Source organism: Blastomonas natatoria (genome assembly GCF_003201955.1).
GTDB lineage: Bacteria > Pseudomonadota > Alphaproteobacteria > Sphingomonadales > Sphingomonadaceae > Blastomonas > Blastomonas natatoria.
In genome coordinates this window covers 88,756-103,634 of sequence record NZ_QJJM01000009.1, presented here as the reverse complement: position 1 = coordinate 103,634, position 14,879 = coordinate 88,756, and the positions used below count along the sequence as shown (strand labels likewise).

Annotated in this window: 9 protein-coding genes and 1 tRNA gene; 3 read left to right on the top strand and 7 right to left on the bottom strand. The window is 65.0% G+C overall.

All coding sequences use genetic code 11. From position 1 onward, the window contains the following. Positions 1–160: 160 nt before the first annotated feature. Complete coding sequence (locus C7451_RS12640; protein WP_110299420.1) at positions 161–2,254, top strand: RelA/SpoT family protein; 2,094 nt, start codon at positions 161–163, stop codon at positions 2,252–2,254. Positions 2,255–2,263: 9 nt separating this feature from the next. Here C7451_RS12640 and C7451_RS12635 read toward each other — a convergent pair whose 3' ends face one another. The 7 genes from C7451_RS12635 to C7451_RS12605 form a co-directional block, all read right to left on the bottom strand. Then, positions 2,264–4,576, bottom strand: coding sequence for an ATP-dependent helicase (locus C7451_RS12635; RefSeq protein WP_110299332.1), 2,313 nt, complete (start codon positions 4,574–4,576; stop codon positions 2,264–2,266). 283 nt (positions 4,577–4,859) lie between these two features. Next, positions 4,860–6,101, bottom strand: a complete 1,242-nt coding sequence (locus tag C7451_RS12630) for a DUF2254 domain-containing protein (protein ID WP_110299331.1) — start codon at positions 6,099–6,101, stop codon at positions 4,860–4,862. A gap of 36 nt (positions 6,102–6,137) precedes the next feature. Beyond that, positions 6,138–8,960: a valine--tRNA ligase gene (locus tag C7451_RS12625; protein WP_110299330.1), complete on the bottom strand. Its 2,823-nt coding sequence runs from the start codon at positions 8,958–8,960 to the stop codon at positions 6,138–6,140. 48 nt (positions 8,961–9,008) lie between these two features. After that, a complete protein-coding gene (locus tag C7451_RS12620) occupies positions 9,009–11,069 on the bottom strand; it encodes an alpha/beta hydrolase family protein (RefSeq protein ID WP_110299329.1) in 2,061 nt (686 codons plus the stop codon). A 57-nt stretch (positions 11,070–11,126) separates the two neighbouring features. Then, the gene (locus tag C7451_RS12615; protein WP_110299328.1) at positions 11,127–11,561 is read right to left on the bottom strand and encodes a DUF2497 domain-containing protein; all 435 of its coding nucleotides are present in this window, start codon (positions 11,559–11,561) and stop codon (positions 11,127–11,129) included. A gap of 44 nt (positions 11,562–11,605) precedes the next feature. Then, complete coding sequence (locus C7451_RS12610; protein ID WP_425266487.1) at positions 11,606–13,060, bottom strand: TolC family outer membrane protein; 1,455 nt, start codon at positions 13,058–13,060, stop codon at positions 11,606–11,608. A 52-nt stretch (positions 13,061–13,112) separates the two neighbouring features. Beyond that, positions 13,113–13,784: a protein-L-isoaspartate O-methyltransferase family protein gene (locus C7451_RS12605; protein ID WP_167398539.1), complete on the bottom strand. Its 672-nt coding sequence runs from the start codon at positions 13,782–13,784 to the stop codon at positions 13,113–13,115. 258 nt (positions 13,785–14,042) lie between these two features. Between C7451_RS12605 and C7451_RS12600 the strand changes: the two genes are divergently transcribed. Both C7451_RS12600 and C7451_RS12595 read left to right on the top strand, forming a co-directional pair. After that, positions 14,043–14,116, top strand: a tRNA-Cys gene (locus C7451_RS12600). Positions 14,117–14,410: 294 nt separating this feature from the next. Then, positions 14,411–14,878 carry a MarR family winged helix-turn-helix transcriptional regulator gene (locus C7451_RS12595; RefSeq protein ID WP_244181860.1) on the top strand — a complete coding sequence of 156 codons (468 nt, stop codon included), beginning with the start codon at positions 14,411–14,413 and terminating at the stop codon, positions 14,876–14,878. Position 14,879: the final 1 nt, after the last annotated feature.

Here is a 14,879-nt window from a genome sequence, read left to right as displayed (position 1 = left end):
GATACTCCCACATCGCCCGCCTCTGACGCCCGGCAAACCTGCCGCGCCTGTGCAGACCCCGATGCCTTGATCCCTTGCCCCCCAAGCGGACCCCATCAAGGCCCTCTGCACAGGCGCGTTTTTCTGTTGCAATTGCTTGCAAAGCTCCGACATTCAGCCGGTGCTGAGACAATATGAACTGGTAGAGCGGGTCAAGGATTACGACCCTGATGCGGACGAGGCGCTGATCAACCGCGCCTATGTGTTTTCCGTGCAGAAGCATGGCAGCCAGAAGCGCGCCAGCGGCGACCCCTATTTCAGCCATCCGATCGAGGTCGCGGGTCTGATGACCGACCTGAAGATGGACGTCGAGACCATCATCACCGCGCTGTTGCACGACACGGTCGAGGATACGCTGACCACGATCGAGGAGGTCGAGCGGCTGTTCGGTCCCAAGGTCGCCGAAATGGTCGACGGCGTCACCAAGCTGTCGAAGATCGAGGCTCAGACCGAGAACGAGCGCGCGGCGGAGAATCTGCGCAAGTTCCTGCTCGCCATGTCGAACGACCTGCGCGTCCTGCTGGTCAAGCTGGCCGACCGGCTGCACAACATGCGCACATTGAAGTTCATCTCGAGCGCCGACAAGCGCAAGCGCATCGCGCGCGAGACGATGGACATATTCGCGCCGCTGGCAGAGCGCGTCGGCATGTACGAATATATGCGCGAGATGCAGATGCTCTCGTTCCGCGAACTCGAACCCGAAGCCTATGAAACGATCTGCGGGCGGCTCGACCAGATCAAGGCCAGCGGCGAGAACCAGGTCGAGACCATCGCCGAGTCGCTGAAGGCAGAGCTCGCCGCGCATGGCCTTACCGCCGAGATCAGCGGCCGGGAAAAGCACCCCTATTCGATCTGGCGCAAGATGGCCGAACGCCATGTCTCGTTCGAGCAGATGACCGACATCATCGCGTTTCGCGTCATCGTCGACAGCATCGAGGACTGCTACGCCGCGCTCGGCCATATCCACCGCAAGTGGAAGATGATCCCGGGCCGCTTCAAGGACTATATCTCGACGCCCAAGCGCAATGGCTATCGCTCGCTGCACACCGCGATCATCCACGGCCAGTCGATGCGGGTCGAGATCCAGATCCGCACGCACGAGATGCACCGGCAGAGCGAATATGGCCTGGCTGCGCACTGGGCCTACAAGCAGGGCGGCACCCGCCCAGACGGGCAGGCAGGCTGGATCCGCGACCTGATCGAGATTCTCGACACCGCGCAGGATGCCGACGAACTGCTCGAGCATACCCGCATGGCGATGTACCAGGACCGCATCTTTGCCTTTACGCCCAAGGGCGCGCTGCACCAGTTGCCCAAGGGCGCGACCGCGATCGACTTTGCCTATGCGGTGCACACCAATCTCGGCAACAAGGCGGTCGGCGTGCTGATCAACGGGCGCAACGTTCCGCTGCGCACGCCGCTCGCCAATGGCGACATTGTCGAGATTCTCAAGTCCGAGGGCCAGGAACCGCAGACCAGCTGGCTGGGCTTTGTCACCACCGGCAAGGCGCGCGCCGCGATCCGGCGCTATGTCCGCGACAAGGAGCGCGAGGAAACCGCCGCAATGGGCCGGGTGATCTTCGACGAAATTGCCGGGCGGCTGCCGGTGAAGATCGGCAAGAAGGCGCTGAAACAGGCATTGGAACGGCTGCAGATGGCCGACGAGACCGAACTCATGCTGGCGGTGGGCAAGAACCAGATCAGCGATGTCGCGCTGATGGATGCGCTGGTGCCCGGCAGCAGCAGCGATCAGGCAGCCTTGCGCGAATTCCCGCGCCAGGATCGGGCGATTTCCATCAAGGGACTGACACCGGGTGTCGCGTTCCAGCTGGCCGAATGCTGCCATCCGGTGCCGGGTGATCGCATCGTCGGCCTGCGCCGCCAGGGCGAGAATATCGAGGTGCACACGATCGACTGCCTCAACCTGGTCAGCGGCGTCGATGCCGACTGGATCGACCTGTCATGGGGCGGAGATTCGGACGGCGCGACGGCGCGCATCCGGGCGATCCTGTACAACCGTCCAGGCACCCTCGCCGACATGGCGGGCATATTCAGCCATCACAAGGCGAACATCGTCAACCTCAAGCTCACCAACCGTGACCAGCCGTTCCATACCTATGAATCCGACCTGGAAGTGCACGATGTCGGCCATCTGATGCAGATCATCATGGCGCTGCGCGCGTCGGAATCGGTGGCGCGGGCAGAACGTATCTGAACCGAGCTCTCAGGCGAGGCTGACGAAGCTGTCGATCACCCGCTTGCGCCCCGAATTCTCGAAGTCGATCTCCAGCTTGTTGCCTTCCTTCTCGGCAACGAGGCCATAGCCGAACTTCTGGTGAAAGACGCGGGTGCCGATTGCGACATCGCTTCGCCCGGCATTGCCCAAGCTGATGGCGCTCGACCGGGCCTCGGCAACGCGCTGCGGCGTGGCATTGAAGCCGCCAGGCACCTGCGCCGCGCGCTGCCAGCCGGGCCCCCGGCGCGCCGCGCGCTCAGGATCGCGCGCGAGATGCGCAAAGGGATCGTCGCGTTCGGATAGCCCCGCGCGCCAGAGCGACGCACCGCCGGTCAGCGAGCTTTCCTCCTCGACATGCTCAGCTGGCAATTCGCCGATGAAGCGCGACGGGATCGAGCTGGTCCACTGGCCATAGATGCGCCGGTTGGCCGCATGCACGATCGTGCAACTGGCGCGCGCGCGGGTGATCGCGACATAGGCCAGGCGGCGCTCCTCCTCGAGGCTCGCCATACCGCCCTCGTCGAGCGCGCGCTGCGAGGGAAATACCCCCTCCTCCCATCCGGCGAGGAAGACATGCTCGAATTCCAGCCCCTTGGCCCCGTGGATGGTCATCATCGTGACCTTGGCCTCTTCCGCTGAAGCCTCGTTGTCCATGACGAGACTGACATGCTCGAGGAAATCGCCGAGGCTCTCATATTCCTCCATCGCGCGCGCGAGTTCGGAAAGGTTCTCCAGCCTGCCCGAGGCCTCGACCGAGCGTTCGGCCTGGAGCACCTGGGTATAGCCCGATTCGTCGAGAATCTGCCGCACGAGGTCTGCCGGGTTCATCGTCGAGAGCAGGTCGCGCCACCGCGCGATGCCGCGCATCAGCGCCGTGAGCGCGGTGCGGGCGCGCGCCGGCAGTTCATCGCTGTCGAGAATCTGGAAGGCGGCGGCGCTGAGCGGCAGTCCGGTCGCGCGCGCCAGCCGGTGCACCTTTTCCAGTGCCTTGTCGCCCAAGCCGCGCTTGGGCGTATTGAAGATCCGCTCGAACGCCAGATCATCTGCCGGCTGGTTGACGACGCGCAGGTAAGCGAGCGCATCGCGGATTTCCGCGCGCTCGTAGAAGCGGAAGCCCCCGATGATGCGATAGGGCATGCCGATGGCGATGAACCGGTCCTCGAACTCGCGCGTCTGGAACTGCGCGCGGACCAGGATCGCGGTCCTGTCGAGGCTTATCCCGCGCCGCGACAGGCTTTCGAGCTCCTCGCCGATCCGCCGGGCCTCTTCGGGCCCGTCCCATACGCCGAGCACGCGCACCTTCTCGCCCGCATCGACCTCGGTCCACAGCGTCTTGCCCAGCCGGTCGCTGTTCGACGCGATCAGGCCCGAGGCCGCACCCAGGATATGCGGCGTGGAGCGGTAATTCTGTTCGAGCCGGATGATCCGCGCGCCGGGAAAATCCTTCTCGAAGCGCAGGATGTTGGCGACTTCCGCGCCGCGCCACGAATAGATCGACTGGTCGTCATCACCGACACAGCAGATATTCTTGCGCGCCTGGGCGAGCAGCCGCAGCCAGAGATACTGGCTCGAATTGGTGTCCTGATATTCGTCGACCAGGATATATTTGAACTTCTGCTGATATTGCTCGAGCACCGCGCGGTCGGTGCGCAGCAATGTCAGCATGTGCAGCAGCAGATCGCCGAAATCGCAGGCGTTGAGCGCCTTCAGCCGGTCCTGATAGGCGGTGTACAGTTCCTGCCCGCGTCCGTTGGCATAGAGCTCGCTTTCTGCCGCATCGAGTTCGTGCGGATTCAGCCCCTTGTTCTTCCAGCGGTCGATGCACCCGGCGAGCTGGCGCGCGGGCCAGCGCTTGTCGTCGATATCCGCCGCCTGGATCAGCTGCTTGAGCAGCCGCAACTGGTCGTCGGTGTCGATGATCGTGAAGTTCGACTGCAACCCGACCAGTTCGGCATGACGGCGCAGCATCTTGGCGCCGATCGAGTGGAAGGTGCCGAGCCATGGCATGCCCTCCACCGCCTCGCCGATAATCTTTCCTACGCGCTCGCGCATCTCGCGCGCGGCCTTGTTGGTGAAGGTGACCGCGAGGATTTCCGATGGCCAGGCGCGGCGCGTCGCGATCAGATGCGCGAGCCGCGCGGTCAGCGCGGCGGTCTTGCCTGTTCCTGCCCCCGCCAGCACCAGCACCGGGCCGTCGGATGACAGCACCGCCTCGCGCTGCGGCGTGTTCAGCCCCCGAAGATAGGCGGGGTCGTTGGCCGAGGGCGGCGGGAATTCGGATGTGGGGGCGAGATCGTTCACCGTCGAACGTTTAGGGAACGTGCGTCGCCGGGGCAAGGGGGCAGGTGTGGAGGATGCGGTGGTTGGCAGGCTTGGCGCGACATGGAAAAATCCTCCCCCAGCTCGCTGGGGGAGGGGGACCGCCCGCGCAGCGGGTGGTGGAGGGGCAGCGGGTGCGTGATGCCCTTCGGCCTATATGCCATCCCGCTTCCCCTCCACCGCCGACCTTCGGTCGGCGGTCCCCCTTCCCGAGACAAGCTCGGGGAGGATTTTGGAAGGACGCCCGCCCCACCTTCGGCACCCCTCAGTCCAGCACGAACCGCTCAAGAATCTCGACATCGCCCGGCAGCGCCAGCCCGATCTTCGCGCGCGCAAACGCCTCGTGCGACATGCCCCGCGCGGCCTCGCCGAAATGCACCGGATCGTGCGCAGCGAGCGAACGCAGCGCCTTTTGCAGCCGAATCTGCACCTCGAGCTGCCCTGCGCCATCGCGCGCGATCCAGCGGAAGGCATCGCAGACCAGATCCTCGATCGCGATCGGCGGAACGTGGAGCCGCGGGCAGGTGACACGGGCCGGGGTAGCGCGCGCCGCGGTGCTCCATCCTGCCAGAATGCGCAGCGAGGTGCCCAGAACATCGATCGCAGTGCCCGGATCGTTGACGCCCGGTGACAGCGCCTTGGAGGCGGTCTCGGACAGCACGATCAGACCAAAGCGCGGGTCGGCCTCGAACGTGCGATCGCCCGCGATCACGAAGGCGCGGCGGACCGATTGCGCCGTGTCCTCATCCAGAGCGCGCGATGTCCTGAGCAGGATCGTGCTCGAATCGACATAGGTTCCGGGACGCACGGCCAACCAGACGTCGAGGTCCTGCTCGGCGCACAGCGCCGCGAACAGCTGGTCGTCAATCGCCTGCACGAAGCCGAAGCGCTCGGAATAGAGTGGCACGCCGCCATCGGGCATCGCCACCAGTTCGACCCCGCCCAGCAGTGGCCGCGCGGCAAGATCGGCAAAGGCCTTTTCGGCGGCATCTTCGAGCAGGTCGATAACCTCGGACACATCGCCCAGATTGCTGAGCCGCGCGATCCAGCGGATCAGCGCATAGATGACCGAGACGATGACGAGACAGGTGGTCAGGAACAGGATGACGCGAGACGGCTGGCCGAAATAGCTGGTGGAAAGCCCGACAGTGCCGACGATCGCATAGATGAACCCGCCGATGAACACCGAGATCGCGTTCTGCGCGGTGCGATCCTGCATCAGCAGCGGACGCGCGCGCGGGGTCGCCGCCGATGCCGCTGCCTGGAGCGACGACACCATGATGCCCAGCGAGAAGATCGCGACGGCCAGCAGCGTGTTGGCGAGGACGCCGAGCAGATCGTCGACCCCGTCGAGTCCGATCAGCTTGTGGAATTCGTTCGGCAGCAGCACGCCCAGCGCCGGCGCCAGCAGCAGCGCCAGCACCGCGAGCACCGCATAGGCCGCAGGCGTGAACCATAAGGACCGATACACACGCCGCGCGAGCAGCCGGGCGTAGGACAGGCTCATGCGCCTGCCCTCCCGGAGCCGTTCGGGGCGCGAAGGTCAGCCAAGCCGGGCGAGTGCCGCCGCCAGCCGCTCGGCCTCCGCAGATTTCTCCGCATGGTCGGCACGCGCCTTTTCCACAGCTTCGGGCTTGGCCTTCTCGACGAACGCCGGGTTCGACAGTCGGCCTTCGAGCGACTTGGCTTCCTTGGACACGGCTTCCAGCGCCTTGGTCAGGCGCGCCTTTTCGGCGGCGATGTCGATGATGCCTTCGAGTGGCAGCACGAAGGTCGCCTCGTTGACCACGATCTGCAGGTTCGCGCCCTCGGGCGCGGCCCCGTCCAGCGGCGCAAAGTCGATCCGCGCCAGCCGCTGCGCGCCGGTCCAGAAACCGTTTACCCAGGCTTTGGTCTGGTCATTGGCATCCTGCACATACGCCTTGAGCCGTGTGCCCGGCGCGATACCGAGTTCGTTCTTGGCCGACCGGATGCTGCCCACCAGATCGATGCGCCATTCGGTCTCTGCCTTGGCTCCGGCGTCCACCTCGGCCTGCGGCGCGGGCCACTGCGCGACGATCAGGTCACCCGATCGCTCGCCGAGCGCGTGCCACAGCTCTTCGGTGATGAACGGCATGAACGGGTGCAGCATCACCAGGATCTGGTCGAGCACCCAGCCCGCGACCGCGCGGGTCTCTGCCGCCTCGCCTGCATCACCCTCGGCGGACAGCACCGGCTTGATCAGCTCCAGATACCAGTCGCAGAACTGGTCCCAGACGAAATGATAGATCGCGTTCGCCGCTGCGTCGAAGCGCAGGTCGCCGAGCGCCTTGTCCAATGCTGCGACCGTTTCCACCACCTCGCCGATGATCCAGCGGTTGACCGCGAGCGTCGCCGCCGGTGCCGAAACGGAAGAACTCGCGCCGATGCCGTTCGCCTGGCAGAAGCGCGCAGCGTTCCACAGCTTGGTCGCGAAATTGCGATAGCCCTCGACGCGCCGCTCATCCATCTTGATGTCGCGGCCCTGGCTTTCCATCGCCGCCATGAAGAAGCGCAGCGCGTCCGCGCCATAGCTGTCGATCAGGCCGAGCGGATCGACGGTATTGCCCTTGGACTTGGACATTTTCGCGCCATCCGCCGCACGGACCAGCCCGTGCAGATACAGCCGCTTCCAGGGCGCCTGGCCCATGAAATGCGTCCCCATCATCGCCATGCGCGCATCCCAGAAGAACAGGATGTCGAAGCCGGAGATCAGCAGATCATTGGGGTAATGCTTGGCGAGCAGATTGCTCGGCGCACCCCCAAGCCCGTTTGTCCCGAGCGAAGTCGAGGGACCTTGCTCCACCGTTCCCTGACGTACCTCGACTTCGCTCGGGACAAACGGAGGGGGGGCGGCATCGGGCCAGCCCAAGGTCGCAAACGGCCAGAGCGCGGAGGAGAACCAGGTGTCGAGAACGTCGCCATCGCGCTCGAGCGTCACACCATCGCCCGCCAGTGCCTGTGCCGCATCCTCGGTTTCGGCGACATAGCATTGGCCATCCGAGCCATACCAGGCCGGAATGCGGTGACCCCACCAGAGCTGCCGCGACACGCACCAGGGCTGGATATTGTCCATCCAGTGGAAATAGGTCTTTTCCCAGCTCTTGGGCACGATCTCGATCACGCCGGTCTTTACCGCCTCGATCGCGGGCTGGGCGAGGGTCTTGGCATCGACATACCATTGGTCGGTCAGCCAGGGTTCGATTACCACGCCGCCGCGGTCGCCATAGGGCGTCTGGATGGTGCGCGGTTCGGCATCGTGCTCGGTGACCTCGCCGTCCTTGCCGGTGACGACATGCGGTACGAGACGGCCCAGCGCCTTCATCCGCTCGACCACGAGCTTGCGCGCATCGAACCGGTCCACGCCGATGAATTCTGCCGGGATCAGCCCATCGGCGGTCTGCACCACCCGCGCCTCGGCATCGAACATGTTGAGCATGTCCGCAGCTGCAATTCCGGCCCGGCGGCCGACCTCAAAGTCGTTGAAATCATGCCCCGGCGTGATCTTCACCGCGCCCGAACCCAATTCGGGATCGGCATGGTCGTCGGCGACGATCGGAATGCGCCGTCCGGTGATCGGAAGCTCGACGAACTTGCCGATGACGCTCTGGTAGCGCGGGTCGGCCGCATTCACCGCGACTGCCATGTCCGCCAGCATCGTCTCGGGCCGCGTCGTCGCAACGACGATATGGTCGCGCCCGTCATCCAGCGTCACGCCATCAGCGAGCGGATAGCGGAAATGCCAGAAATGACCCTGCACCTCGCGCGTCTCGACCTCGAGGTCGCTGATCGCGGTCTTGAGCTTTGGGTCCCAGTTGACCAGCCGCTTGTCGCGATAGATCAGCCCCTGATTGTACAGGTCGACGAACACCTTGAGCACCGCCTTGCTGAAATGCGGGTCCATGGTGAACTGCTCGCGCGACCAATCCATCGAACAGCCCAGGCGCCGCAGCTGACGGGTGATCGCGCCGCCGCTCTCCTCCTTCCACTGCCAGACCTTGCTGACGAAATCCTCGCGGCTGTAATTGGTGCGCTTGTCCTGCGCTGCCTCGAGCTGGCGCTCGACCACCATCTGCGTCGCGATGCCGGCATGGTCGGTGCCGACCACCCACAGCGCATCCTTGCCGCGCAACCGCTCGTAGCGGATCATGATGTCCTGCAGCGTGTTGTCGAGCGCATGGCCGATATGCAGGCTGCCGGTCACGTTCGGCGGCGGGTTGACGATGGTATAGGGCTCTGCACCGGGCCGCTCGGGCCGGAACGCGTTCGTTTCCTCCCAATGCGGATACCATTTCGCCTCGATCGCGGCGGGGTCGAAAGTTTTCGGCAGTTCGGTCTTGTCGGTCATGCGCCGCCATTAGCGGCAATTGCCGCATCAAGCCAAGCCCCGCCGCGCTTATTTCACCTTCTCGCCCTTCAGGTGCTTCGCCAGCCAGTCGAAGACGTTGCGGTGCCATTGCACGCTGTTCTGCGCTTTCAGCACCCAGTGGTTCTCGTCCGGGAAGATCAGCAGCTTCGATTCGATGCCCTGGCGCTGCAGCGCGGTGAACGCGGCGAGCGACTGCGAATAGGGGATGCGGAAGTCCTTTTCGCCGTGGATGACGAGCGTCGGCGTCTTCCAGCGGGTCACGTAATTGACCGGGTTCCACTTTTCCGCGTCGGTACGCTGCCACCAGGGGCCGCCATGGTCCCATTCGTCGAACCACAGCTCCTCGGTCTCGAACGCCATGGCGCGCAGGTCGAACACGCCGGCATGCGTCACCAGGCACTTGAAGCCGTCCGGCCACTGGCCCGCGATCCAGTTCATCATGTATCCGCCATAGCTGCCGCCCAGCGCGCAGGCATTGGCGGTGTCGAGCGAGGCGTCGATGCCCGGGAGCGCGGCCATGCCTAGCTTGAGGTCCTCGAGCGGCTTGCCGCCCCAGTCCCTGTTGATGCTGTCGGTGAATGCCTGACCGTATCCGGTCGAGCCGTGGAAATCGATGCTGACTGCGGCATAGCCCTGCGCGGCCATCACCGCGGGGTTCCAGCGATAGGACCAGCTGTTGCTGAAACTGCCCTGCGGCCCGCCATGCACCAGCAGCGCGACCGGCAGCTTGCCCTTCGCGCCCTGCGGCTTGAGAATCTGGCCATGAACGAGATCGCCGTTCGCGCCCTTGTAAGTGAACTGTTCGTACATCACCGGATCGATCCCGGCGAGCTTCTCGGCGTTGACATTGGTCAGACGGCGGGTCTGGCCCTTCGCATCCATCAGCACGAGATCGTCGGGCGCGGAAACCGAGTTGATCGTGTAGATCATCCCGCCATCGGCCAAGGGCACAACATTGCCCACATTGCCGCGCTCGGTGAGCCGCGTGACCTTGCCGCTGGGCACATCGACACGGAACACGGGATGCTCGAGCAGGTCCTGTGCGGTGACCAGCAGGCTCTTCGAATCGGGCGCCCAGGCGATCGAGCCGACCGAGCGGTCCCAGCTTTCGGTGAGTTTTGTAACCTTGCCGGTCTTCATGTCGCGCAGATGCACCACCATGCGATCGGCCTCATAGCCGGGACGCGCCATGGCCGCCCAGGCGAGCCAGCGGCCATCGGGCGAAGCGGCGGGCAGCGAATCGGTGGCCTGATTGGCCTCGGTCAGGTTCTGTGCGGCTGCGCCCTCGGCGAGCGGCTGCCAGACGATGTCGAGATTGGTCGAGCGCGGCTCGTCGCCATCGGACTTGCGGATGGCGAAGGCAATCGCCTTGCTGTCCGCGCTCCAGGCGATCTCCTCACCGCCGCCGAACGGCTTGCTCGGGGCATCGCCCTCGATCGATGCGCTCACCGCCCGCGCGGGGCCAGCCGCCTTGCCATCCGTGCCGAGCGCATAGGCATAGATGCGCGAATAGGTGCCGGGCTCGCGCCAGCTGTCCCAGTGGCGGACAAACAACCGGTCATATTCGCGGCCCGTGCCCATGGGCTTGGGCTTGGCATCGCACGCATCGACCGAGCATCCCTCGGCCACATCCGCCCAGACCGCGAGGCTGTTGCCGTCGGGCGAGAGGCTGAAGCCGCTGAGATCGAGAGCCGATTGCGTCACCTGAACCGGTTCGCCGCCGGGCAGCGCGACGCGCCAGACTTGGGCAGTCCCGGAACGGTTCGACAGGAAGAACAGATGCCTTCCATCGCGGGCGAACACCGGCGCGCTTTCGTTATGGCCGGGAGAATCGGCGACCGAAATCGGCTGGGCCTTGCTGTCGGCAAGGTCGAGCACGAACAATCCGGTGCTGCGTTTGTTCGCCGCAAGGTCGGTCGTCGTCAGCTGATAGGCGACCCATTGGCCGTCGGGCGAGGCGGCAGGCGCACCGAGGCGGTTGAAGGTCGCAAGGTCCGTCTCGGTCATCGGCCGGGCGGCGGCAGGGCTGGCAAGGAGAACGGGCGACAGGGCGCTGGCGAGCAGCGCGGCAAGGATCGTTGTCTTCATGGTTGCAGGCGTTACCATCGGGCAACGCCGGGTGCAAAGCTCTTGATCGGCTTCGAATCAGCCCTTGCGGCCGGTGATCCGCCCGATTTCCTTCGCGACCATCGCCTCGACGATCGGCGGCAAATTCTTGTCGAGCCATTCGGCGAGCATCGGGCGCAGCATCGCGCGCACCATGCCTTCGAGCGAAGTCTCGCCCGAGCGCACGATCTGCGGGCTCACGCCGGGCTCGGTCAGCGTTGCCAGCACGGCCAGCGATTCGCGCATCGACTGCTCGCCCGCGCGGCTGAGCAGCGGGGCCTCTTCCGGCTCCGGCGCGGCTTCCGGTTCGACGCTTTCGGTCAGTTCCAGGATATCGTCAACGGGCGCGCTCTGGCGGGCAGGCGCGGGGCGTTGCGGCGCGGGACGGCGCGGCTTGCGGCCATCCTCGGCGATCACCTTCTTGATCGAGGCGAGAATCTCCTCAAGGCTCGGCTCGCCAATATCGCGTGTCATGTCCCCGTGCCCCTGATCCGATTCGATTCGACGTCCTGCCCGACCTACTGGTTGGGCGGGCCGATCAGTGCGGCATTTTGCGCCGGGCTGTCAACGGTGCGCGTCGATTGGGCGACCGGGTCCTCGTCCGAATCGAAGTCCATGATCTTGTCGCGGACGCGCTCGTAATTGATTTCCGGATCATACAGCAGACCGCCATCCAGCCCGAGATCGCGGGCTTCTGCCCGGCCCATTGCGGCGAGCAGCGTGAACCCGGCGACATAGGCATTGCGGCGCGCGGTCACGAGCTGCACCTGCGCATTCAGCATCTCGCGCTCGGCATCGAGAATGTCGAGAATCGTGCGGTTGCCCACGCTGTTCTCGGCACGAACGCCTTCCAGCGCGAGCGTATTGGCATCGACCGCGCGCTGCGATGATTCGATCACCTGAAGCGAGGCATTGAAGCTGGCATAGGCCGCACGCACCTGTGCAATGACCCCGCGCTCGACCGCGATTTCCTGTTCCATCGCCTGTCCGGAGACCGCCTGGGCGCGGCGGATCTGGGCGCCGGGGCGGCCGCCCTGATAGACCGGCACGGTCAGCTGCACGCCTGCCGCAGCGCTCGACTGTTGCTGGACGAAATTGCCCTGAATCAGGGTACTGCCCAGGGTGCCGAGGAAATTCTGGTAATTGCCCTGGCTGAACAGGCCGACCCGCGGCAGGCGCGCCCCGCGGGCGGACTTGACGTCGAACTCCGCTGCCTTGACCCGCTCGCGCGCTGCTTCCAGGTCGGGATTGCTGTCGAGCGCGGTAGCGACGGCAGCTTCGGGGGCAGCAGGCAGGTTGGGCAGAGGTGGCGGGGGCTCAAGCGCTTCGGGCGCGCGGCCGACCAGCTGAATGAAGGTTTCCTTGCTGCGGATGAGATTGGCCTCGGCGGTCTGCAGGTCGCTGCGTGCAATGGCCAGCCGCGCCTCGGACTGGGCGACATCCGTACGCGTCAGGTCTCCGATCTCGAACCGGTCGGACGAGGCCTGGAGGTTGACGTCGAGCACTTCGACATTCTGGCGCTGGAGACCGACGATCGCCTCGTCGCGGATCACATCCATATAGGCGGCGACGACATTGCTGAAAACGGTCGCCTCGGTTCCGCGCAAATCGGCCTGGCCCGCTTCGACCCGCACCTTGGAAGCCTTGATGGCGTTGCGCACGCTGCCGCCCGAATAGATTGGCACATCCATGTTGATCGTGCCGTTCACCGATCGCGCAGGAGCAGTAAAGGCGTTGGCGGGGTTGAGAAAGTTCTCCGAATATTGCGCCTGGACCTGCGAGCTGGGTCGGCCGTCGGCGAGCGCGATCGGCACACCTTCATCGGTCGCCCGCTGCTGCGCACGCGCGGCATTCAATGTCGGGTTGGTCTGGTAGGCCGCGATCAGCGCATCACGCAGTGTTTCTGCGTGCGACGGTGCGCTGCCGAGAACCAGAGCCGCCCCACAACCGGCCATCCAAAGCGAAGTCTTCATCAATCCGGTTCTCTTGTCGTCCATCGCCGGTGCCAGAAGCCTGGCGCCTGCTTCAGAAGGTGTAGCGCTTGGGCCGTGCAAAGGCCGCAAGGGGTGCAATGTCTGTATCGGCAAACGGGACCAGCGCGAAGGCACCGGCCTGGCGCCGACCGCTGGCGAGCCGCATGACCCCCGATTCGTCGAGCCCGGTCAGCAGCCTGCCGCCATCCGTCAGCTGAGCCACGATCTCCTCGGGCACCTGCTCGACAGCACCATCGATGATGATCAGGTCGTAGGGCGCCCCCGCCGCGTGTCCCTGAGCCAGCGCCGATTCGACGAGCGTGACATTGCCCAGGGCGTCGAGATGGACCTTGGACTGTTCGACCAAGGCACGATCCTCTTCGACGGCGACGACATGCGAGACGATGCCCGCGAGCAGCGCCGCAGCATAACCTGTGCCCGAACCAATGAGCAGGACCTTGTCATCGCTGGCCAGTTCGGCGCGGGTGAGCAGCAGTCCAGTCGAAAGCGCCGGATTGAGTACGCGTCCGCCCCCGATCGAAATGGCTCGGTCGATATAGGCGAGTGCCCGGTGGCTGGCAGGAACGAAATTTTCGCGCGGAGTTACCGCCATCGCACCAATGACTACGGGATCGCTGACATCGGTGGGACGCAGCTGGCTTTCGATCATGTGCCTGCGGGCAGCGGCGAAATCGGTCGGAGCAAGAGTCTGTGTATCGGTCATGTCCAAGCGCCCTAGAATATGCGGACGGCGATGCAAGCCCAAACGGAACATCGATTCCGCTTTGATAGCTATCCGGTTGCAAAATGCAATCGACATTGCCGTTGCTCTGCTTATGGCATGGCTGTATTATCATGGCAATACAGCAATTGCGCCACAATGGCAGTATTTACCGCCGGATCGATGCCTCCCATCGAAGCGATGCGCTTGAGTCTTGACTTTCCCCGCGAACCGGCACAATGCTGCGTCCTTCCCCACGGTGGCCCGATGGCGGAGTGGTGACGCAGAGGACTGCAAATCCTTGCACGCCGGTTCGATTCCGGCTCGGGCCTCCATTTCCCCAGACATCGACAGAGACGCGGGCCGCAGCTTGCCCCCTGCACCAGCCTGCCGGGGCAATGCGCGCCTGACAGGGCTCTTGCCGAAGGACATCGGCTCGGCCCGGGCTTGGCGATCTGCTTGCCTTTTGTCCGCGAGGCCCAGTCGATCAGCATAGTGCTGCCGGTCCCGATCTGCGCACGGCCGCCCAGCCCGTCCGCTGCAGGACAGTTGTCGTCCGTGCAAGCGATGCGGTAAGGCACGCTGCGTCTGTGGTGGCACGATCAGGCCACGCGAGGAAAGGATTGCCGATGCCGATCAAGCAGGGTCGTGACCTCTTGCAGCTGGTGGGCTACCAGCTTCAGCGCGCCAGTCTGGCCGCTGAACAGGATGCGCGCCGCGCCTTGCAGCCTTTCGGTGTTTCGCCAGCCAAGCTGACCGCGCTGGTGCTGATCCGCGACAATCCCGGCTGCGACCAGACGGCACTCGGCCGTGCACTGAGCATCAACCGGTCCAGCGCGATGCGACAGGTCAATATCCTGGAAGAGCGCGGCCTGGTCGAGCGGCGGCCGGGACGCGATGCACGCACCAATGCGCTGCACCTCACCAGCGAAGGCGAGCAACGGCTTGGCGCGATGCTGGATGCCATCCGGGAATCGGACGCGCTGAGCGTGAGCACGCTGACCAGCGAGGAAAGGGGTGTATTGCGGGCCCTGCTCGAACGGGTTGCCAGCCAGAAGGACCGGTCTCGCCCCCGCAAACGCACCCCAGCCGACTGAG